The sequence below is a fragment of the Bacillus sp. JK62 genome, assembly GCF_053663455.1.
Window position 1 is genome coordinate 23,738 of the sequence record NZ_JBSJQA010000007.1, and the last position, 20,631, is coordinate 44,368.

Genomic DNA, 20,631 nt, shown 5'->3' on the forward strand with positions numbered 1-20,631 from the left:
TCTGTATGGAGACGGGGATTTTTTTACAACTCGGTAAACAGGCTCTTTGCCGGCGTCCGTTCTTTCGCCTTAGGCTGTTCATCCGGATAGCCCGTTTGAATGATGGCGGCGAAGCGCTCATTGTCTGCAAGGCCGAAGTCTTGGTGAACCTGTTTGTCATACATGATGCGGCCGCTTTTCCAGACCATGCCGATGCCGTTTTCATGTGCGAGAAGCTGAAGGTTTTGAATCATGCCGCTCAGCGCCGCGAAATCATCGTTTCTCGTAAATTCATTTTCATCTTCTTTTAAGACGACCAGCAAAAATCCCGGAACGGCGCTGAGGTTTTTTCTCATGTTCCGCTCTTTTTCCTCGTTGAAATCATCTTTTATTTTTTTGAAAAATGAGACGTAGCTGTCCGCAAGCTTTGCTTTTCCCGCTTCGCTTGCTGCGTAGATAAAACGCCATGGCTCCGTCAGTCTGTGGTTCGGCGCGTAAACGGCCGTTTCAAGCATATCTAATATGACTTCAGAAGGTACGGTTTCCGGTTTAAACGACCGGATGGATCTTCTGTTTCTGATTGTATGTGTAAGACTTTCGTTTTGCTGTAATTGTTCGGTTTTCGGCATGCGGATTCACCTTCCTATTCAATTGAAAATGATTATCATTTATAATATAACGGATACGACCGTCTTTTGTAAACCGTTACGGAAGCTGAAAATTGATTGATTCGGCATACACGGCCGTTCCCGTCATCTCGATGTTCATCTTTTCGTTATCTTCTGTAATCCTGATTTCCACTTTTCCGTCTTTCCCGATTTCCTGGCCTTGTTCGATCGTGAGGCATTCGGCTTCAGAGCCTCCGTATTGCCGCATATAGGCTGCCATGACGCCTGAAGCGGTTCCCGTGACGGGATCTTCGGTCGTTCCGGAGAAAGGGGAAGAAAAATGACGGCCGTGCAGATCACTTTCCGAATGAACGGTTTCCAGAGAAAACGGATGAACGCTCGCTTTCGGAAGATCGCGCAAAACAGCGGGGAATTGTGCGTTGTCAGGCACCATATTCCGTGATGCTTTAAGTGATCTCAGCGGAACAATCAGTGTCCAGATCCCCGTTGATCCGTAAACAATCGGCAGCTCGCTGTGAAAATCCTCAGCCGTAATCCCGAGCGAGGCCGCAAGCTTTTCTTTGTCGCCCGTAAACGGCAGAAATTGCGGGGGTGCCTGTTTGAGCGTGATGTATACCCGGCCGTTTCGTTCAGCGGCTTTTGCGGGAAGAATGCCGGCTTTTGTCTCAATTTGATATGTCTGATCAGCCTGAAGCCTTCCCTTTTCAATTAATGCGTAAAGAGAGGCGACGGTAGCATGTCCGCATAAATTCATTTCGTGGCCGGGTGTAAAATAGCGGATGCGCAGATCGGCTTCTCCGCTTTTGCAGAGAAATGAGGTTTCATTGTACCCTGCCATTTCGGCGATCATCTGCATCTCTTCATCTGAATAATCATCTCCGTTAAAGACGATTCCCGCGGGATTTCCCAAATCAGGAATATCGGTAAACGCTTCATATTTAAACACGGTTGCCTGTTTCATTCATCAGCCTTCCTTTCACCTTATGATCATGTTATTCAGTATAACAGAGTAAAATTAGAATTTTTAGTTAATTCTTCAAAAAAAGACGCCTTTTAACGGCGTCTTTTTTTGGTTTTTCCGATCAGGCGGGTGACGAGAATCATCGTGACGGACAGCGATCTGTTTTTGCGGTACGCCAAGTATTTCCCGCGCCACTCCGGTTTGTATTTTTCTTTAAAGGCCCGCAGCCCGCTGAAGCTGTACATATACCGGACGTTGTTGAAAATGACGGCCGCGATTCTTTCCGACCAGAAAGATGTAAAAGCCGTTCCTACGTTTGACAAAGGCGCCATGCCCATATTAAAGGTGGTATAGCCTTTTTCCTGCGCCCAGAGAAACAGACGGATGAAAAGCGCGTCCATAATACCGTTCGGCGCGCTTTTCCGATAACGCATCAAGTCGACTGATATCTCGCCTTCCTGATACATCGGCATCAGGTTGGCAAAAGCGATGATCTCCCCTTCCGCGTCTTTCACGTAAGCAATCGGCGCCTGTTCCAGATAATCCCGGTCGAAGAAACCGAGAGAAAAACCTTTCTCTTTTTTCGGTCCGAGCCATTCGTCCGATATGTCTTTCAGCTTGGCGATAAACTCGGAGGAAAACGGCGGTTCCCCGACATGAAATGTGTAGCCTTCGCGGTCAAATTTGTTGTTAATCGCCCGCAGCCCCGCTTTTTTCTTACCTGACAGCGTAAATGCTTCCATATCCACGAACGCCTCTTCTCCGAGCTTGAAGAAGTTATAGCCGAAGTCATGGTACAGCGCCAGATCTTCACGTTCGATCTGATAAAACATGACACTCAGCCCCTGCTTATGCGCTTCATTCAGAAATTCCTCAATCACAAGCGGAAAAGAGTCTCTCTGTCCTGACGGATCACCGAGCACGACAAGCCTTCTGGAAATCTGGCCGAACAATAAAAGCGCTTTGCCGTCGCTTGAGAAATAAAACCGCTTATCCCCGAGAAAGCCGAGATGGCTGAGGGCGTTTCCGCCTTCTTCCGCCAAAAAGGACTTCAGCCGTTCAGGATCGGCCTTTTCTCCGATCGGCTTCGATCTTTTATGATAAAAGACCGTAAACAACAGGAAAAACAGCGGCACAACAATAATGGCCGTCATCGTGGCATATGTAATGTGCGAATTGTTATGGACGAAATAATCGTGGCGCAGCAGCCGATTCATTTTATCCCAGATAAAGCCGGCAATGAGATTGTAGTTAAACAAGGCGATAATAAACAGAGCGGCGGCAAAAATCATCTGGCCGAGCGTATACGATGCCTGCTCTCTGATAAACTGCCGCTTTAACAGCACCAGCAATACGATGACGACAGGCAGAATAAAGATCGCGCTGATGTTCAATCCTTTTAAGAAACTGAACACAAAACCGCCGACCAGCGCGGCAACCGCCATTGAATAAGAACGTTTCGTCCGTTTGTATAATTCAATCGGCAAGATTAAAAGAATCAAAGCCGCGCTTAACGATAACGCGTTAAACGCAAGGAGCGCCGGGCGCGGAATATGCGGGATGACCGTCTCCCTGTCAATCGGCAGGGCGACGGACGCAAGCACAACGACTCCCGCCATGAAAACCAAAAGCGACAGCGAACCGTAAAGCACTCTGATTAAGATGGCGCGCTGGAATACGAGAAGCACGTTCGTCGTTTCCACGGCGGGCGCCATCTTCGGATTTGATTCCAGCCGTTTAAGCGTATTTTCCGTTAAATCGCCGGCCGCAAAGAACAGCCCGAACACAAACGGAATAAATGAATACACAATCCGGTAGATAACGATGGATGTCACAACCGCCTCCTGCGGAAAGCCCATATTCTGCATGCCGAGCAGAAACAGAAGGTCAAACGAACCGAATCCTCCCGGCACAAGGCTGATGATTCCCCCGATAGCAGCAATGGCAAATACACCGAATACATGGCGGACATCCGCGTGAATCCCCATGACATACAGGGAATAATACATGACGACGGCCGCCGCAAACCATTCGGCAAACGATGCCCCGATGTAAGAAAAAACCGGATGCCTCGGTTTTGCTTCACCGTCTTCTGCGCCAGCTTTTTTATTGTTGATCCAAGCGGCGATTAAGGCTGCCGGCACAATAAGCGCCACTCCGGCGATAACAGCCCACAGCCACGGTTTCTCACCTGTAATCTCTCCGACCGGCAGAATGCGGGCAATGGTCAGGATACTGAAGACGGACAGCCCGAGCAGCGCTGAGGACGTAAGCCAGGCGATGCCTGCGACGAGGCGTTTTACGTCATTCGTATGCTCTTTGTAAAGCATCGTCCGCAGCCCGACGCCCGCCAGACCGCCGAATCCAAGGACATTGTTAAAGGAATTGGCGATAAAGGAGACCCTGAATACTTTCCAATTCGGAATGTCGAGGCGAAGCGTCCGTTTCAGCACAAAGTCATAAAAGGACATCGCGCTGACGGCAAGGAGACCGAGCAGAACGAGAATAAATAAATCGTAACGCTCAATCCCGTTAATAATGTACAGCGTTCGTTTAAAAGAAAGGTCTGTCAATTCCTTTTTGGACTGATAAATGACTAAAAGCAAAACTGCAATAGGAAATAATACTTTTAATATCGATAAGGCATTCTTTTTAGTCAGCAATGTTCTCTCCAATCATCATAAAATAGCTTATTTATTATAATTCCCCCAATAATCTCCAACATATTATACACTACCACCTCACATTCAAACAAAACTCGTCTGCAACTTTCTTTCTCTGATTAAAATCAGTAATATGGTATGCAGGAGTATGAATGAGGAAGTGAGACGATGGATTATAATCTGCATGATACAACGGTATTAGGCGGCGATATTTTTTCTCCTGAGGAACGGGATATTTGGGTGCTGTACATGAAAGTGATGACATCGGCGGGACTCGGCGATGTGTCGGAGTGGATGAAACTGGATATGAGCATGCCGCAAATGAAGGTGCTGATGCTTCTGAACAACCACGGAACTCTTAAGGTGAGTGACATAGCAGAGAAAATGGGCGCTTCCCTTTCAAATACGACGGGGCTGCTTGACCGTTTAGAAAAATCATGTTTCATTACACGCGCTCCGTCAGAAGAAGACCGCCGTTCAGTCGTCGTTCAATTAACAGAAAACGCAAAAGATATATTCCGCAGCCTTTATCAAAAAGGACATGTGAAATTGAAGCGTTCATTGGAAACGCTGACCGCTGAAGAAAAACAAACGGTCAATCAAGGGCTTGCCATTTTGGCAAGAGCGCTTGATTCTTCCAAACAGGCATAGAGATGATAAAGGCCTGCCGGTATCGGCGGCCTTTTTTTGTTTGACATTTAATTCACTCTAAGTGAATAATATATTCGAAGTGAATTAAAACGGAAGGATTGATCAGTATGCCGGATCCATTGCAAACAGAAAAAAACCAGAGCCGGGCCATCACTCTTTTTACGATCGGTGTGTTCATGGCGGCGCTGGACAACGGAATTATTTCCGCTGCTCTGACGACGATTAACAGCTCTTTTGATGTTTCTCCTTCATGGGGATCGTGGGGAGTGACCCTTTACACATTGGGACTCAGTGTCAGTGTGCCGATTGTCGGCAAGCTGTCGGACCGATACGGGCGGAAAAAACTGTTTATGATGGAAGTCGGCCTGTTCGGACTCGGCTCTTTGCTTGTCGCACTCAGTCAGAGCTTCCCGATGTTTTTGGCGGCACGGCTCATTCAGGCGCTTGGCGGCGGCGGAATTTTTATAATCGGGAGTTCGCATGTGCTGGCCGTGCTTCCGAAGGAGAAACAGGGGAAAGCTCTCGGGCTTTTAGGGGCGATGAACGGTATGGCGGCCGTCCTCGGACCGAATATCGGGAGCTTTTTGCTTGATGTAACCGGGTCGTGGCATTGGCTGTTCTTGATTAACCTGCCGATTGCCGCCGCTTTGGTTGTGTGCGGCGGTTTGTTTATCGCTGAAACGAAAGAGCCTGAGGCGAAACGGCTTGATCTCGCCGGGACAATGCTGCTGTCTCTTGCGATCTTATCTTGTATGATCGGTATCACGAATCTCAATGGGGCGAAGCTGTCAGAAAGCATAATGGACGTAAAGGTGTACGGCTATCTTTTGGGAGCGGCACTTCTCTTTCTGGTGCTGCTTAAGGTCGAAAAGCGGGTTGAAAACCGGGGGGGCGATCCGATTCTCGCCTACTCGCTGCTGCAAAATAAAGTGTTTCAATGGACGCTCGTCATCGGATTTTTATCGGGAGGGCTGCTCGCTGCGGTCATTTTTATTCCTTCTTATGCGGAGCAATATTTGCACGTATCGGCGGAGAAAGCGGGTTATTGGATGACGCCGCTTGCGTTGGCGTCAGGCATCGGAGCGTGGCTCGGCGGGGCGGTCACGGATAAAAAAGGGCCGGTCTTCTCCGCGGCTGTATCAGGCGCCATCGCCTTTGCCGGATTCAGCCTGTTTCCGTTATGGGTGACGGATAAATGGGAATTTGTCACGGCGAGTGTCATTGCGGGGATCGGTTTCGGATTTCTGCTCGGGGCTCCGCTGAATGTGCTTGTATCAGAAACGGCGGGCCAAAACAAAGGAACAGCGCTCGGCACGCTGTCACTCGTAAGGCAGGTCGGGCTGACGCTCGCTCCGGCTTTATATGCCGGCTTCATTACAGCGGGCTTTGACCGGATCGGAGAGGACATTAAAAACCGCTTAATGAAAAGCGGCATTCCCGCTGATCAGGCGCAAACGCCCGATATTGGCGGCGAACTTTCTTCGTTGCAGGAGCAGGTAAGCCGAATCCCCGTTCCCGCCGTCAAAAAAGCGGTTTCTGATGCGATTGAAGCGGGCATTTCCAGCGGCTACCACCATCTTTATACGGCAGCCGCCGTCATTTCATTATGCACGATCGTGTCTGCGGCTGTTTTGGCGTTTTTCCGGAAGCCGGCATCCTCTAAGACAGATGCCAGCCCATCCGCCGGGAAAGCTCAGTAATATGGGCGATGTGTTGTTCAGAGTGCCAGACATATAGCCCGAGCGCCTGTTCCAGCGTAACCGTCTCTTTAGATACAGGATGGAAGTACGTCCGTTTGAATTGGGCTTCCGTCATGGAGCGCAAAAGAGCGGCCCATCTTCTGTGCAGGATTGTTAACAGCTCAAGCGCATCCCCGCAAGCGGCGGTTTTGGAATCATGAAGATCGGCCCAGCCTTTTTCATCATAAGGACGGATTTCCGGTTCATTCTCCGTTAAGCTCAATTTAAACCGGGTATAGCCGTTCATGTGGCTGTCCGCCAGATGGTGAACCACTTGGCGGACAGTCCATCCCCCTTCGCGGTACGGCGTATCAAGCTGACTGTCCGACATCGCTCTGACAGCTTGTTTCAGTTTGGCCGGAGCGTGTTCCAGCGCATTGATCCATTCTTGTTTCTGTCCGGACGAAATCGATTCAGCCGGCTGATATTCTCCAATCGGATAGCTGAGGGTTTGTTTTTCCATTTTTGTCTCTCTCCCGCTGATCGTATTATGAAAGTATGATGGTGATGTCGCAGCCTTCCGCTTTCGCTTCACGAAAGACCTGAAGCACACTCTCGGCGCCATTTTCTGTAAGCTCCTTGCTTTGTTCAAACTGTCTCCATTCTAAAACGAGGGGATATTCCACCCAGCCGGTCAGACAATCCCATAAAGCGTCAAGGTTTTCACCGTAGTATTCAGGAAGGGCAAGTTCCTTTTTCAATGTCTGGTGCAGGTCGCTCATACTTCTGATTTGCTCCCCGTTAATAACTGCTTTATTCATGCGCGGCTCCTTTCTCTTGATTCTATTCTATCAGTTTACCATTTTCCTCTTCAGAAGTGACCGGAGTCTGCCGCGGTTCCAGCTGGACGATGCCTTGCCCGCCGTCAACGGCCACCCTGTCCCCCGTTTTCAGTTTTGACGTTGCATTTCCGCACCCGACAACGGCAGGAATCCCCAGTTCCCGGGCGACGATCGCCGCGTGGGACAAAGGGGCGCCGACGTCCGTTATGATAGCAGCCGCTCTTGGAAAAAGCGGGGTCCAGCCTACATTGGTTGTCGACGTCACTAAAATTTCCCCCGCCGCAAAAGAATCACCGTCTTCCGGAGCATCAAGGACACGGACAATGCCCTCCACTCTCCCGGCCGCTCCCGCGAAACCTTTTAAAGTATGCGCATCATCCGTTTCCGCAGGCATAAAAGCATCGTAATAATCCGCTCTTTTGTCAGGATCCTCAGCCCATTTAAACGGATTGAATCTTCCGTTAATAACGGATGGGAACGGCGGCAGTTTTTTATAGGTTTCATAGTTTTGCTTTCTCGCTTGAATCGATGCAACCGCCGGCTCTTTCCCCGCGAGCAGATCGGTTATTTCATGCAGATACAGGAAGAAAATATCGTTCTTCATGCCGGTCATTTCCGCCGCTCTGAGCGCGAATGCTCTGGCTGTCCGGTACACCCTGACAAATTCGGATCTGGTTGTTTCTCTCATATTCGCGTATTCTGACGCTTTTTCCATTTTGGCTTTGAGCCATTTGACCTTATGAGGAAACTTTTTTTCAAATCTTCGGAAGGCCTGTTCATGCGCCCGCTGCTGTTTCAAAAGCAGTTGTTCGGCATCAATACCCGACTCCTTGTGTTCTTTGATCTGCTTCGTCAGCCAATCCCGGTTTTCTCCCGGATGCGGTATGGAAAGTTCGTATTCATGCGGACCACGGTGGCCTTGGTTCCTGAGATATTCTTCCTCGCTCATACGGCCTTTCATGACTTGATCAATGCCGATAATCGGCTCCAGGCTGGCCAGTCCGCCTTTTCCCCTCAGATTGGAAAGCAGGAGATTCGCATCTTCTATGCCTGCGAGTTTTGTTAATTGAGAGGTTAACGACGAAGAGGATTGCGCAGAATCACGCCCGCCGGATATTAACGCAAACCACGCGTTGCATAAATACGGATAGATCTCATTGTTCCATATCGCTAATAATGCCCGCTCCGTTTCGGCGCGTTTCAGCTTTTCCTCAATATTCCGGCACCACTCCGGCGATTCGTCCAAGTAGGAGGACATGTTTTTTTTCGCTTGCTTCATTTTCGACAGATACGGTTTCAGTTTTTTCGGGATGATCTTCAAAAGTTCATACTTTGAGAACGGATATAAAGGAATCTTCATTTCCGCCGGGATTTCTCCCAATGTATCGCTCATCATTTTTCCAATTTTTCCGCCTTTCGGATTCAGACCGAAAGCGGCGAGAACGGAAAGAGGCTGGCTCATATTGTTATAGGCTCTGCCGCAAATATTGCCGGACCAGACATAATAGCCCGGAATGATGCCCGACTCTTCATCCAGATTCCGGAGGAGCGACCATGTCAGCGGCGTCATCACATCGGGAATCGCTTCTCCTATATTTGTGTTTGTCCATAAAAAATCACCGCTGAAAGAATCGTTCCATTCATAGGTTTCCAGATTTCCGGCTTGTAAGGTCGTAATCGGGCGGGATTGAAGAATATACAATGTCCCGCCCGCGGCGGCCCATTCAATATCCTGCGGCCCTCCAAGATCTTTTTCCAGCTTTTTCGCCAGTTTATAGAGCTTTGACGCATATTTGCGAAATTCCCCGGGGCCGTCATATTTTTTCTTGGGCCGTGCCAGTTTAAAAGAATAGGCATCGGCTTCCCCGGAAACGAGCTGCTCCCCGAGACCGTAGACGTAATTGCCTGTCATCTCCCGCCTGCTCCCCGTAATCGGATCTGCGGTAAACAGCACTCCGGATATCTCAGACGGTATCATCAGCTGGATGACGATTGCGATTTCATGCTCATCTTCCATTCCCTGAACGGCGCTGTACGCTTTTACTCTTTCTGACTGTACCGACCGGCGGACTTCATCAATCGCCCTGGACATGTCTTGATCTGTTTTGACATTCAACACCGTATCGAATTCTCCGGCAAAGGAAGCCTGAGCGGAATCCTCGCTCAGCGCGGATGAGCGTACGGCAAACAACGCAGATGCATGGCGGCTGCGGATGGAATTCACATATTGATCAACAGCCTCTCTCGCCTGATGGCGGAGCTGTCCGTCCTGAAAGGCTGACGGCAAAATCACAAACCCTTCAGGCACAGGATACCCGCTTTGATACATTTTAGAGAGAATGCTTCCTTTTCCTCCCGCAAAGGAATAAAGTTCGGCCGGAAGTTCTCCGAATGTTTTGACACAGTCATTCATAATGTCCCCGCTCCTTTTTAGTCGTTCATCCAAGCTCACAGTTTTTCTCTTTTTCACTTTTTTTGAAAGTATTTCCTACAAGTATACAATATATCGGTCTTCACAAGGGAGAAAATCAATGGCGTTATTTTGTCATAAATGCATCCGTCAAAACAGCCGCAGGCGGGGGCTTTGTTTGCAGGATGTACAACTATCCGTCCTCGTGCCGGATAAAGCGGACCCGTATCAAAAAGGCGGCCGAAGCGCCGCCTTTTTTTCAGACTGTGCGGCCTTGATGCGCCGCCGTATTTCTTTTGGTCTGCTTCGGCTGATACACTTTCCCGACAAACAGGTATCCGTATCTGAAATGGTTGCACCCCCACGATACGAAAATGGGACCGAGCGTGCAGATCAAAAATAAAAGAAGAATGGCAGCCGCTAAAGGCATTGACCGCAAATAGCCTTCCAGAAGATATCCGCTGATTAAAAAGTAGGAGTGCAGCAGATAGATTGAAAACGAATAGTTGCTGATCATCATCACAATCGCGGGCACTTTTTTGAGCTTTGAAAACAGATGAAAACACAGAAAGATCATACTGACCGCGTAAATCATAATATCCGGACGCTTAGAGGAAATGGAGCCGCCGCTGATATATGAAACGGCCACAATCAATATTGCCGATACGGCCGCACTGAAGTAAACCGCATAACGGTACTGATTGATGAGCGATAAAAAACGCGGATATTCCTTTCCGCAATAAAATGCCAGACAGAAATAAAACACCCAGCCCGGAAACGGAACCCAAAAGAACGGAAAAATAGAATCAAGCCCCGATGATGCCGGCGGATGAAAGATCGAAAAGTAAGCCAGATAGACGGCGTTGATGATAAACGAAACAGACAGCACCCATACTGGGGATGTGTTGTTCAGCCAGCGGTGCAGCAGCATATGGAGAATGTAAAATTGAAAGATCACAAGAATGAAGTAGCCGATGAAGTTTCCTAAAAACACATTTTCTAAAAATTTACCGATCACTGAAACGAATCCGGCTCCTTCTTCCGCCACGCTTTTCATTAAAATGGCATCCACCGCGGCAATAAACAGAAACGGCACGAAAATGACTTTGCCCCTTTTCTTTAAAAAACCCGCTGGAACGCCTTTCGGGTATGACCTGGCAAGCAGAAATTCCGAAATAAAGATAAACGCCGGCGTGCTGAACATCAACAGGGTCCGAAACGCATCAACCGTATGGGCGGCACTGGCTAAGGACTCTTCCTGAATCATCAGCACCATTGAAACTGCGTGAAGCAGAACGACACTTAAACAGGACAGGCAGCGAATTACGAAAATTTCTTTTATCTGCATGCGGCCGCTCCTTTTTCACAAGCGCGCCGGACTTTGGCGTATGCTTGGCGCAGCCATTTTTCCCGCAGTTCGGGTGTGCTCGTTCTGACGACAGAAAAAAGGTTCCGCTCGGCTTTTTGAATGCCGCAAAATTGCAGAATGCCTTTTTTCAGCGTAATCCAGTCCGAGTTTTTCCGGAACCACTTTAAGTACCAGCCCGGGGAGTCCGCCGTATAAAAGACCTGTGCCGTCTCTGCCCGGAGCAGTCCTTTTACGCGGCCGTTTTCATATGTGTAGGCTTCTCCGGCGACAAGCACTCTGTCAAAAAAGCCTTTCATAATCGCCGGAACGCCTCCCCACCACAGCGGGTAGATGAAAATGAGATGATCCGCTTCTTTCATCAGTTTCCGGTATTTCTTCGTTTCAGTGTCCCGGTTCATGTCAGAGCGCTTTTTTTCGCCGCCGTACTTCAGCACGGGATCAAATTGATCGGCGTATAAATCAATGACCGTATAGCTTTGGCCGCTGTCCTTTAAAGCCATGGCGACGTATTTTACGAGAGCCGCATTGAAACTGTTCTCATCCGGGTTTGCATACACAATCACCGTCTTCATATGTCCCTCCCAGTATTTATTAATTTTTACAATGATTATATCATGATGTCATATGAATGAGGCAAAGACACGAGAAAGGCTTTTTCCAGTTCTGCTGCCGTTTCGATAACCCCTTTCTGCATATTTTGCTGATTTTGCCGCCGCGGATTCAATGACAAGCATCCGGCGCTTCTGCGTTTTTAAGCGGCCGTATGGTATACTAGCTGTCAAATGAATGGGCTTGGAGGACAACATGAGAATTTTAAAGTACGCGATTTTAGGGCTTTTGCGAAAAGGCGAATTGAGCGGATATGATATATCGAGCTATTTTAAGGAAGAGCTCGGCCAGTTTTGGAGCGCAAAGCACAGCCAGATTTATCCGGAATTAAAAAAACTGACGGCTGAGGGATTTATTACGTTTCGCACTGCGATTCAAGGAACGAAGCTTGAGAAAAAAATGTACACGCTGACTGACAAGGGAGAGCTGGAGCTTGCTGCCTGGCTGACGAAAAAAGACCCGATTCCGGAAACGGTGAAGGATGAATTTATGCTGAAGGCTTATTTCATCTCAGCTTTGACGCAGGAAGAAGCTGATGAGCTATTCACCGATCAGCTCGTAAAACGGAAGGAGAAATTGTCCGATCTGGAAAACAGTTATCAAGAACTGATGACATCGTCCGCGGAGGCGGATTCATTTTCTTCTCCTGATTTCGGCCATTATCTCGTGCTGACAAAAGCGCTTGAGCGGGAACGGAATTATATTTCCTGGCTTGAAGATATTTTGGCTCTCATCAAAAAAGCATAAACAAAACGGGGCGGCTCTGTATCTGCAGGCCGCCTGTTTACGTTCTGAGAACCGCATTGATAAACGAATCAGCCATTAAAATAAGAAAAAGCAGACTGAAATAAACAATCGAATAAAAAAACATCCCCTTCGACCATTGCGTGTCATCCGCCGCCTGAAAGCCTTTGACGCTCCGGTACAGCCAGATGGCCCCGAGCAGGAGAGCGGTTGCGGTATAAAACGGGCTGACGTCTATATAAAGAGGAACGAGCAGCGAAACCGCAGTCAGAACGGCGATATAGCGCAGCATTTTTATTTTTGTGACGCGATTGCCTTTTATGATCGGCAAAAGCGGAATGCCGGCGGCACGATACTCTTCCTTTCGCCTGATTCCGATCGCCCAGAAATGCGGCGGCTGCCACAAAAACATAATCGCGAATAACAAAATCGCGGGCATATCAATGTACCCGGCCAGCGCGCAATAACCGATTAAAGGCGGAGCCGCCCCGGGAAAGCTGCCGACAAATGTGCTCCAGACGGATTGTCTTTTAAACCAAAGCGTATAAACGACGGCATACAGCAAAAATGCAAGCAGGCCAAGAACGGCGGTCAGTACATTAAGCGAAGCAAGCATGATGAATCCGCATGCGCCGAGACATGTGCCGTACAGGATCATGACCGTCGGCGGTATTTTTCCCGTGACGCTGGCGCGGGTGCGGGTTCGCGCCATCTTTGCGTCCATGCCGCGGTCAAAGAAGTTATTAAAAACAGTGCTTGACGCCATGACTAACGCCGTTCCGATCATGGCAACCGCCATGGCGGCAAATATACCGGGCCCTCCGCCCGTCCTTTCCGACTGAAGCCACGCGATCCAAAATCCGCCTAATGCGGCGAGTGAATTTGAGATGATAATCCCCGGTTTGGCAAGAATGATAAAGTCCTTGACCGTCATCCGGTTTCCGTTATGCTTCATAGACTGTTCCGTCTGTGCTGCATTTGAATTCATTTGTTGAGGTTCTCCTTTTTCGGCTTATCATATCAGGAAGAATCAGGAAGCACAATTTATTTTGGGCATTTTTCACACAATTGTAAATTGTATATGAAAAGCCGCATCTTGTGACCGGATGCGGCTTTTCCCTTTTTCTATTCAAAGTCTGCCCATACTGCTCCCTGATCCGCCGAACGGACACCATTTTCAATCCAGCGGATGCCCTGAGCCCGGGCAGGCGATGGCGGGCTCCACGCATCATTTTTGCGCCTCACTGAGATGTTCGCTCTCTTCAGTCACACAAAAGCCGTGTGTATATTGCAAATCGACGTTCTTCTTTCCCGAGCCTTCCCAAGAAAACTTCGGAAAAATAAAAACCCTTGCCGGTTAGACGGCAAGGGTTGTTTCTTACAGTGTAAATGCGATATCCGCCCCTGATACAGGGTCTTTGACGAATACGCCCTCTTCTTTTTCTTCGATCTCAAAGCCGGCATCGGTCAGCGCTTTTGTCACACGTGACAGCTCTTTTTGATGCGGCAGCGCGATGGTGTAATAATCCAGCCCGCTTGCATTTCCCGGTTTCGGCGGCGCATGTTTTCCGGCCCATATATTCAGACCGATGTGATGGTGATACCCTCCCGCTGAAACAAACAGAGCGGACATGCCCGCGTAATTGCCGACAATGTCAAAACCGAGGATATCGGTGTAAAACGCTTTGGCTTCCTGTAAATCCGTCACATGAAGATGGATGTGACCGATTACGGTTCCTTCCGGGAGACGGCTTTTCCGTTCAGCTCCGGCTTCTTCCAAAAGCCCATCCACATCGACGGGCGCCGTTTGCATGACGTAATTGCCCTCTGCATCCCGGCGCCACGTGCTGCGGGGACGATCGGCGTATATTTCAATGCCGTTGCCGTCCGGATCAGACAGGTAAAGAGCCTCACTGACTGCGTGATCCCCCTGCCCGAGCGCGATGCCGTTTTCAATCAGCCTGGCCAATGCGATGCCGAGTTCTTTCCGGTCAGGCAGAAGTATCGCGAAATGGTAAAGGCCGGTGACAGACCGCTCCGGCAGAACGACGGCGCTCGGATTTTCTTCAAGCACCAGCAGGACGCGTTTTCCGTCTGCTGACAGTTCTGCAGAACGATCTGTCTGCGAGATGACTTGAAGGCCGATGACATTCCGATAAAAGCCGAGCGACCGTTCCATATTTTTAATGGTCAATTTGACATAACCGATTGCCGTATCTTGATGAATGCCGGTCATTTGAACGCCTTCTTTCTTATGCTGAAAAAGTTTCTCCCTTTTTTGATTTGAAAAGGAGCTGATCCAATGAAAGCAGTCGGCTTCCTGAAAGCGCTAAGTGAATTGACGCAACCAGTAAGATGAAATCAAATTCCGATCCGCCCATAAATGGTGAGGAAAGCTTCGCCGTGAAGATGGCGCCGACTAATGTGAGGGCAAACAGAACGCCGATTATGCGCGTCGCCAAACCGAAAAAGATCAGAACCCCGCCGACAAGCTCAATCGTCGCGATGACGTAGACCATAAAGGCCGGAAGCCCGATGCTCTGGAAAAATTGCGTAGTTCCTTCCAACCCTTGAAACTTGGATAAACCGTGAACAAAAAAGATAATACCTGTTACAACCCTTAAAAGCAGTGTTCCTGTTTCGAATGATTTATTCATAAAATCCTCCTTGAAAATTATTATCACTTACTTTATGTAAGCTAGTATATATACATAACTTATTTACGTCAAGTAATTTTGTTACATTTAACGAAAATAACTTAAAAGTACTATTTGTCTTCGCAAAAAAAGACCTCCGCACTCTGTCGGAGGTCTTTTTCCCTATCTATGATTCCCGGAACTGGCTTTCATATAATTCCCGGTAAAACCCGTTCTGGCTGAGCAATTCGGCATGGGTTCCTTTTTCAGCCATTTCGCCGTCTTTCAGCACAAGAATCTGATCGGCTTTTTGAATCGTATTCAGCCTGTGAGCGATGATGACGCTTGTTCTGCCCGCCATTAAACGGCCGAGCGCTTCTTGTATTTTCACTTCCGTCACCGTATCAATGTTGCTCGTCGCTTCATCCAAAATGAGCAGCACAGGGTCCGCCAGCACAGCTCTCGCGATGGAAATAAGCTGTTTTTGTCCTTGGCTGATGCCCGCGCCGTTTTGGGTAAGGACGGTATCGTAGCCTTTCGGGAGCCGTTCGATGAATCCGTGGGCATTGGCGGCTCTTGCGGCTGCCTCCACCTCTTGGTCAGATGCATCCAGACGGCCGTAACGGATATTTTCCCTGATGGTGCCCTGAAAGAGAAAGGAATCCTGCAGGACAAACCCCATGTTTTTTCTCAGACTGGATCTCGTCAGTTTTTTGATGTCCGTTCCGTCGATGAGGATTTTCCCGTTATTCGGCTCGTAAAAGCGGGCGATCAGGCTCGTAACGGTCGTTTTACCCGCTCCGGTCGGTCCGACGAAGGCGATTGACTGTCCTTTCGGAACGCTGAAGGACAGATGTTTTAAGATCAGGCTGTCTTCCTGATAGCCGAAGGAGACATCTCGGAATTCAATCTCTCCCGTTTTGATCGGCTGGTGCGTCGCATGCTCTTCATCTTCCCGCTCCTCTTTTTCATCCAGCACGTCAAACACCCGTTCAGCCCCGGCGATGGCCGATAACATCGTATTGAACTGATTGGCTAAATCATTTAAAGGGCGCGTGAACTGCCGCGAGTATTCTGCGAATACGACGATGGAACCGATCGAAATCCACCCCTTCAGCGCAAACAGCCCGCCGACCGCCGCTATAATCGTAAAGCTTAAATTGTTTAAAGAGTTCATGACTTTCGGAATGAATCCCGAAATTGTCTGCGCCCAAAACCCTGATGATTGTAACGCCGCGTTTTTTTCTAAAAATTGCTCCATGACGCGGTCTTCCCTCGAATAGGCTTTAATGACCTTCGCTCCTGATATCGACTCTTCAATAAAACCGTTCAGCTCGCCGAGGTTTTTCTGCTGCTGCTTAAACAGGAGTCCCGTCCGGTTGGTGATCCATTTAATGCTCAAAAGCATGATCGGAATAATCAAAAGCGTGATCAATGTTAAAAGCGGACTCATGTACAGCATGACGGCGATTGTGCCGACGAATGTAATGACGCTCGACAGCACTTGAATGACGGATGTATTTAAAGTGGAGCTGACATTTTCGATATCATTGGTAACCCGGCTCATCAAGTCGCCGAGGCGCTGTTTATCAAAAAACGGTATCGGCAGCTCATGCAGATGGGTGAACAGTTCGCTCCGCATTTTAAACACGGTGCTTTGCGAAATATTGATCATCCAATAGTTTTGAAACCATAAGGACAATGATTGCACGAGGTAAATCCCAAACAGCAAGAACAGCACCCCCGCCAATCCGTCCGTCGTCCGTCCGACGATAAAATGATCAATTGCTTTCCCGATGACGAACGGTCCGAGCAGGCCGAATATGGCGCTTATGACTACCATGATGATCACAAGGGTTAAAAGCCCTTTTTTCTCGGCTACATACGACCAGATTCTGCGCAGCGTGCCTTTTGTATCTTTTGCTTTCGCGCGTTTTCTGCCGCCTTCATTTGGTTTGAGCGGTATTTTCGGATATCGGAAAGGTTTACGAATGTCTTTCTCCACTGTCAGCTCCCTCCTTTCCGAATTGTGATTCATAAATCTGCCGGTACAGATGAGACTGTGCCATCAGCTCTTTGTGCGTGCCTTTTGCCAGCAGTTCGCCGTCTTCAAGCAATAAGATGGTGTCAGCCTTCATCGCGGTCGTTATTTTCTGCGTAATAAGCAGTGTCGTGCATTCATAGGATCTGATGGCTTGTAAAAGCTTCGCTTCCGTTTGAAGATCGAGCGCGCTCGTACTGTCATCTAACAGCAGGAGGGACGGCTTTCTGATAAAAGCGCGCGCGATGGAAATCCGCTGCTTCTGCCCGCCTGACAAATTGACGCCCCGCTGTCCCAGCACCGTGTCGTATCCGTTTGACAGTTTCATAATCGTGTCATGGATTTGCGCGTCTTTGGCCGCTTCCATTACTTCATCTAGTGAAGCATCCTCCCGTCCCCAGGCGATATTTTCACGGATTGTGCCCGAAAACAGAAGCACTTCCTGCGGCACATAGCCGATTTCCCTGCGCAGCCCGCAAGCGGAGAATTCACCGATCGGTTTGCCGTCTATGAAAATACTGCCCGAATCAGCCGTGTACAGGCGCGGAATCAGCTGAAAAAGCGTTGATTTCCCTGAACCTGTCGCGCCCATAATGGCAACCGTTTCTCTCGGGCTGGCAGAAAAGGACACGTGATGCAGCGCGTCTTTTTCCATGTCCGGATAGCGGAAGGACACTTCGCGAAACTCAATCCCGCCTGCAAGCGCCCGTGCCGGGTCGTGCCCCGTTCCCTCGCCGCCTTCTGTTTCCAGCACCTCGCCGATTCTTTCTCCGGAAGCCTTCGCCCGGGAAAATACCATAATGAGAAATGGCAGGACGGACAGCGCGCCTGTAATCCGCGTCGCATAGTTAATGACGGAAACGACATCGCCGACCTGCGCTCCGCCCTGAGCAATGCTTTTGGCGCCGAACCATAAGATAAACAAAATGCAGCTGTTCATCAGCAGCATTAAAATCGGCATCGCCGCTTCCACGAGACGAAAAGCGGAAACCGTTTTTTCCATCAGCTTCGTATTCGATTTCAAAAAACGTTTCACTTCGTGGTTTGCACGGAGGAGCGCTTTAATCAGTTTGATCGCCGTCAGGTTTTCCTGCATGATCGTGTTGACCTGATCAAGCCGCTTTTGCACGGACCGAAACAGCGCGCCGCCTCTTTTCAGCACCCACAGCAAAAACAAAAGCAAAATCGGCACCGTGATCAGCAGAAAAAACCCGAGTTTCACATTGACGGTCAGCGAGAGAATAATGCCGCCCGCGATCATTAACGGCGCACGAAGCATAAACCGGAGACTCATGAAAAGCATATTCTGGACCTGCGTCACATCGTTTGTCAGCCTGGTGATAAACGACGTAGATGAGAATTGCGCAAACGTCGAATAAGAGAAGGACTGGATTTTTTGAAAAAGCCCTTTTCGCGTATCATACGCATAGGTCTGGCTGATGTGGGCGGAGTAGAATGAATTTAAAATTCCCGATGCGAATGAAACAGCGGTCATTCCGATCATCACACCGCCCCACAGCCAAACCGTACCGAGATCCTGCTTTAAAATTCCTTCGTCAATGATTTTCCCGATCAGCAGGGGCTGTATCAGCTCTACCGTAAGCTCGATGAGCATGAAAAACAGAGCGATTCCCGCCAAAAGGGAATACGGTTTTACATATGATAAAGCCTTTGACATGTGTAAGCCTCCAAATCCTTTGTTCAATATTATTATTTTATGCCTTTCCGGCAAATGAATAAAGAAATTTGGTGTGCCGTTTTTTTAATAATCTGCGAAAAAGATAAAACCTTCCCGGGGAGGGGAAGGTTTTGACCTTATTGATCCAATTGCTGTTCAATGCGCTCCCGCATTTGCGGAACGCCTAATCCGACAATGACCTGAAGCGCCCTGCCTTTTCTGACGACGCCGTGGGCTCCCAGCTCTCTGAAATCGGCGTCACTTTTGACCTTTGATTCATCAGCGACAGTGACGCGTAGACGGGTGGCGCAATTGGTGACCTCCGTAATATTGTCCTTTCCGCCCAGCGCTTCAATATACAAAGCGGCTGTATCCCGCTGTGTTTCGTCTGCCGCAGCCGTTTCTTTTGAAGCCTGCTTCCGTTCTCTGTACTCCTTTTTCGAATAAAGCTTTGTTTCCTGCCCTTCCTCTTTTTCTCTGCCCGGTGTGGCGATGTTGAATTTGAGAATGAGGAAACGGAAGACGAAAAAGTAAACAGCGGTAAAACACAGCCCGATGATGATCTGGTATACATACGTCAAGCCGTGGCTTGACGCCAGCGGGATCCAGTTCAAGGTCGCAGCTTCGATCAAACCGCCTCCCATATTTCCGACGACGCCGGCCATATACATGACGGTTGCCATGGAAGCGGCAAGCAAAGCATGAACCGCAAATAAAAACGGCGAGATAAAAAGGAATGTAAATTCAATCGGCTCTGTAATCCCTGCGACAATGGACGTCAAGGTGACCGGGATCAAAAGGCCGGCGACGATTTTTTTCTTTTCCTTTGAAGCCGTGGCGTAAAAAGCGAGCGCGATCCCCGGTATACCGAAGATTTTCGAGTTGCCGTGAAGCGCGAAGCCCCCCTGCGGGAACAATTCTTTCAGCGGTTTGACGCTTTGAGAGTATTCCCCGAGATGCTGGGCCCAATAGGTGACGATACCGCCTTCAGCCACAGCCGGACCGTAAATAAACGGCGAGTAAATAAAATGATGCAGGCCGGTCGGAATTAAAATCCGCTCCAGGAATGTGTAAATCCACACGCCGATCGCCCCGGAAGAAACGAGAAAACTTTGCAGCGAGCCGATTCCGGACTGAACCATCGGCCATACGTATGCCACCGCAAGTGAAATCGGTATCATAATGAAGAAAGAAATGATTACGATGTATGAAGAGCCTTGAAAAATCCCCAGAAAATCCGGCAGTTTTTTATCAAAATAACGATTGTGCAAATACACGACAATAGATGAAATAAAGATGGCGCCGATAATATTCGTATCAAGCGTTTTGATGCCGGCGATCATCGTCAGCCCGCTCGTTCCGCCGGCTTCCTGAGTCATATCGACATGAAAAGCCCCGCCCCAAACCGTTAGAATCGCATTGATAAAGTAATTGAATGTCAGATAAACTGTAAGCGCTTCCAAACAAGCCCGCGCCTGCGCTTTTTTCGCTAAGGCGACAGGGATGCCGATCGCAAACAGGAGCGGCATCTGATTAAAGACGGTCCAGCCGCCCTGTTCAATGACGTACCAGCATTGATACCAAAGCCCGTCAGGATCAGCCAGCGGCCCCATCAGCGTTTTATTTTTAAACAGCGTGCTCAGACCGACAATAATACCGGAAAATGCAAATAACAAAACAGGCACAAACATCGCGCTGCCGAAGCGCTGGACTTTTTGCATCATTTCACGTGACCTCCCG

General features: G+C 49.0%; 17 protein-coding genes and 1 pseudogene. 3 read left to right on the top strand and 15 right to left on the bottom strand.

Annotation, left to right across the window (positions count from 1 at the left end; translation table 11 throughout):
• Positions 1 to 23 precede the first annotated feature (23 nt).
• The 3 genes from ACWJJ4_RS16965 to mprF all read right to left on the bottom strand — a co-directional run bounded on the left by ACWJJ4_RS16965 (position 24) and on the right by mprF (position 4,232).
• The gene (locus ACWJJ4_RS16965) at positions 24 to 608 is read right to left on the bottom strand and encodes a nitroreductase family protein (RefSeq protein WP_094247140.1); all 585 of its coding nucleotides are present in this window, start codon (positions 606 to 608) and stop codon (positions 24 to 26) included.
• A 76-nt stretch (positions 609 to 684) separates the two neighbouring features.
• Positions 685 to 1,569, bottom strand: a complete 885-nt coding sequence (locus ACWJJ4_RS16970) for a PhzF family phenazine biosynthesis isomerase (RefSeq protein WP_146283706.1) — start codon at positions 1,567 to 1,569, stop codon at positions 685 to 687.
• A 92-nt stretch (positions 1,570 to 1,661) separates the two neighbouring features.
• A complete protein-coding gene (gene mprF, locus ACWJJ4_RS16975) occupies positions 1,662 to 4,232 on the bottom strand; it encodes a bifunctional lysylphosphatidylglycerol flippase/synthetase MprF (RefSeq protein ID WP_044052966.1) in 2,571 nt (856 codons plus the stop codon).
• Between the two features lie 168 nt (positions 4,233 to 4,400).
• On the opposite strand from mprF, the gene ACWJJ4_RS16980 reads away from it, so the two are divergent.
• Positions 4,401 to 4,883 (top strand): MarR family transcriptional regulator, encoded by a 483-nt coding sequence (locus ACWJJ4_RS16980; RefSeq protein WP_003155512.1) that lies wholly within the window; start codon positions 4,401 to 4,403, stop codon positions 4,881 to 4,883.
• 107 nt (positions 4,884 to 4,990) lie between these two features.
• Positions 4,991 to 6,583, top strand: coding sequence for an MFS transporter (locus ACWJJ4_RS16985; RefSeq protein ID WP_094247142.1), 1,593 nt, complete (start codon positions 4,991 to 4,993; stop codon positions 6,581 to 6,583).
• On the opposite strand, the gene bstA is transcribed toward ACWJJ4_RS16985, so the two are convergent.
• The 5 genes from bstA to ACWJJ4_RS17010 all read right to left on the bottom strand — a co-directional run bounded on the left by bstA (position 6,543) and on the right by ACWJJ4_RS17010 (position 11,755).
• Complete coding sequence (gene bstA / locus ACWJJ4_RS16990) at positions 6,543 to 7,085, bottom strand: bacillithiol transferase BstA (RefSeq protein ID WP_454021825.1); 543 nt, start codon at positions 7,083 to 7,085, stop codon at positions 6,543 to 6,545. The genes ACWJJ4_RS16985 and bstA overlap by 41 nt on opposite strands.
• 25 nt (positions 7,086 to 7,110) lie before the next feature.
• Complete coding sequence (locus ACWJJ4_RS16995; RefSeq protein ID WP_094247144.1) at positions 7,111 to 7,383, bottom strand: ribonuclease inhibitor Barstar; 273 nt, start codon at positions 7,381 to 7,383, stop codon at positions 7,111 to 7,113.
• A gap of 22 nt (positions 7,384 to 7,405) precedes the next feature.
• Entirely contained in the window at positions 7,406 to 9,817 is a 2,412-nt protein-coding gene (locus tag ACWJJ4_RS17000) for a PEP/pyruvate-binding domain-containing protein (protein ID WP_094247145.1), read from the bottom strand.
• 256 nt (positions 9,818 to 10,073) lie between these two features.
• Complete coding sequence (locus tag ACWJJ4_RS17005; RefSeq protein WP_003155518.1) at positions 10,074 to 11,162, bottom strand: acyltransferase family protein; 1,089 nt, start codon at positions 11,160 to 11,162, stop codon at positions 10,074 to 10,076.
• Positions 11,153 to 11,755 (bottom strand): NAD(P)H-dependent oxidoreductase, encoded by a 603-nt coding sequence (locus tag ACWJJ4_RS17010; RefSeq protein ID WP_070081516.1) that lies wholly within the window; start codon positions 11,753 to 11,755, stop codon positions 11,153 to 11,155. Before ACWJJ4_RS17010 ends, ACWJJ4_RS17005 begins: the two co-directional genes overlap by 10 nt.
• A 232-nt stretch (positions 11,756 to 11,987) precedes the next feature.
• Between ACWJJ4_RS17010 and ACWJJ4_RS17015 the strand changes: the two genes are divergently transcribed.
• Positions 11,988 to 12,539, top strand: coding sequence for a PadR family transcriptional regulator (locus tag ACWJJ4_RS17015; RefSeq protein WP_012117104.1), 552 nt, complete (start codon positions 11,988 to 11,990; stop codon positions 12,537 to 12,539).
• Positions 12,540 to 12,576: 37 nt separating this feature from the next.
• Here ACWJJ4_RS17015 and cyoE read toward each other — a convergent pair whose 3' ends face one another.
• From cyoE to ACWJJ4_RS17050, 7 genes and pseudogenes are all read right to left on the bottom strand, one after another.
• Positions 12,577 to 13,524, bottom strand: coding sequence for a heme o synthase (cyoE, locus tag ACWJJ4_RS17020; RefSeq protein WP_070081515.1), 948 nt, complete (start codon positions 13,522 to 13,524; stop codon positions 12,577 to 12,579).
• 243 nt (positions 13,525 to 13,767) lie between these two features.
• Positions 13,768 to 13,836, bottom strand: a pseudogene (locus ACWJJ4_RS17025) (hypothetical protein); the annotation flags it as partial.
• Positions 13,837 to 13,914: 78 nt separating this feature from the next.
• Entirely contained in the window at positions 13,915 to 14,772 is an 858-nt protein-coding gene (locus tag ACWJJ4_RS17030) for a VOC family protein (protein WP_094247146.1), read from the bottom strand.
• A 16-nt stretch (positions 14,773 to 14,788) separates the two neighbouring features.
• Complete coding sequence (locus ACWJJ4_RS17035) at positions 14,789 to 15,193, bottom strand: DoxX family protein (protein WP_014304646.1); 405 nt, start codon at positions 15,191 to 15,193, stop codon at positions 14,789 to 14,791.
• A 166-nt stretch (positions 15,194 to 15,359) separates the two neighbouring features.
• On the bottom strand, positions 15,360 to 17,177 hold the full coding sequence (locus ACWJJ4_RS17040; RefSeq protein WP_094247147.1) for an ABC transporter ATP-binding protein: 1,818 nt from the start codon (positions 17,175 to 17,177) through the stop codon (positions 15,360 to 15,362).
• A complete protein-coding gene (locus tag ACWJJ4_RS17045) occupies positions 17,158 to 18,891 on the bottom strand; it encodes an ABC transporter ATP-binding protein (RefSeq protein WP_317461783.1) in 1,734 nt (577 codons plus the stop codon). The genes ACWJJ4_RS17040 and ACWJJ4_RS17045 overlap by 20 nt, the downstream gene beginning before the upstream one ends.
• Positions 18,892 to 19,028: 137 nt before the next feature.
• Positions 19,029 to 20,615, bottom strand: coding sequence for an alpha-glucoside-specific PTS transporter subunit IIBC (locus tag ACWJJ4_RS17050; protein WP_015388532.1), 1,587 nt, complete (start codon positions 20,613 to 20,615; stop codon positions 19,029 to 19,031).
• Positions 20,616 to 20,631 lie beyond the last annotated feature (16 nt).

What these genes read in the sequence shown, in the direction of transcription:
- ACWJJ4_RS17035 (WP_014304646.1), bottom strand. Translation starts at nt 15,193, where the DNA reads ATGAATAAATCATTCGAAACAGGAACACTGCTTTTAAGGGTTGTAACA.
- ACWJJ4_RS17005 (WP_003155518.1), bottom strand. Translation starts at nt 11,162, where the DNA reads ATGCAGATAAAAGAAATTTTCGTAATTCGCTGCCTGTCCTGTTTAAGT.
- ACWJJ4_RS17000 (WP_094247145.1), bottom strand. Translation starts at nt 9,817, where the DNA reads ATGAATGACTGTGTCAAAACATTCGGAGAACTTCCGGCCGAACTTTAT.
- ACWJJ4_RS17050 (WP_015388532.1), bottom strand. Translation starts at nt 20,615, where the DNA reads ATGATGCAAAAAGTCCAGCGCTTCGGCAGCGCGATGTTTGTGCCTGTT.
- ACWJJ4_RS16970 (WP_146283706.1), bottom strand. Translation starts at nt 1,569, where the DNA reads ATGAAACAGGCAACCGTGTTTAAATATGAAGCGTTTACCGATATTCCT.
- ACWJJ4_RS16980 (WP_003155512.1), top strand. Translation starts at nt 4,401, where the DNA reads ATGGATTATAATCTGCATGATACAACGGTATTAGGCGGCGATATTTTT.
- bstA (WP_454021825.1), bottom strand. Translation starts at nt 7,085, where the DNA reads ATGGAAAAACAAACCCTCAGCTATCCGATTGGAGAATATCAGCCGGCT.
- cyoE (WP_070081515.1), bottom strand. Translation starts at nt 13,524, where the DNA reads ATGAATTCAAATGCAGCACAGACGGAACAGTCTATGAAGCATAACGGA.
- ACWJJ4_RS16965 (WP_094247140.1), bottom strand. Translation starts at nt 608, where the DNA reads ATGCCGAAAACCGAACAATTACAGCAAAACGAAAGTCTTACACATACA.
- ACWJJ4_RS16995 (WP_094247144.1), bottom strand. Translation starts at nt 7,383, where the DNA reads ATGAATAAAGCAGTTATTAACGGGGAGCAAATCAGAAGTATGAGCGAC.
- ACWJJ4_RS17045 (WP_317461783.1), bottom strand. Translation starts at nt 18,891, where the DNA reads ATGTCAAAGGCTTTATCATATGTAAAACCGTATTCCCTTTTGGCGGGA.
- ACWJJ4_RS17030 (WP_094247146.1), bottom strand. Translation starts at nt 14,772, where the DNA reads ATGACCGGCATTCATCAAGATACGGCAATCGGTTATGTCAAATTGACC.
- ACWJJ4_RS17010 (WP_070081516.1), bottom strand. Translation starts at nt 11,755, where the DNA reads ATGAAGACGGTGATTGTGTATGCAAACCCGGATGAGAACAGTTTCAAT.
- ACWJJ4_RS17015 (WP_012117104.1), top strand. Translation starts at nt 11,988, where the DNA reads ATGAGAATTTTAAAGTACGCGATTTTAGGGCTTTTGCGAAAAGGCGAA.
- ACWJJ4_RS16985 (WP_094247142.1), top strand. Translation starts at nt 4,991, where the DNA reads ATGCCGGATCCATTGCAAACAGAAAAAAACCAGAGCCGGGCCATCACT.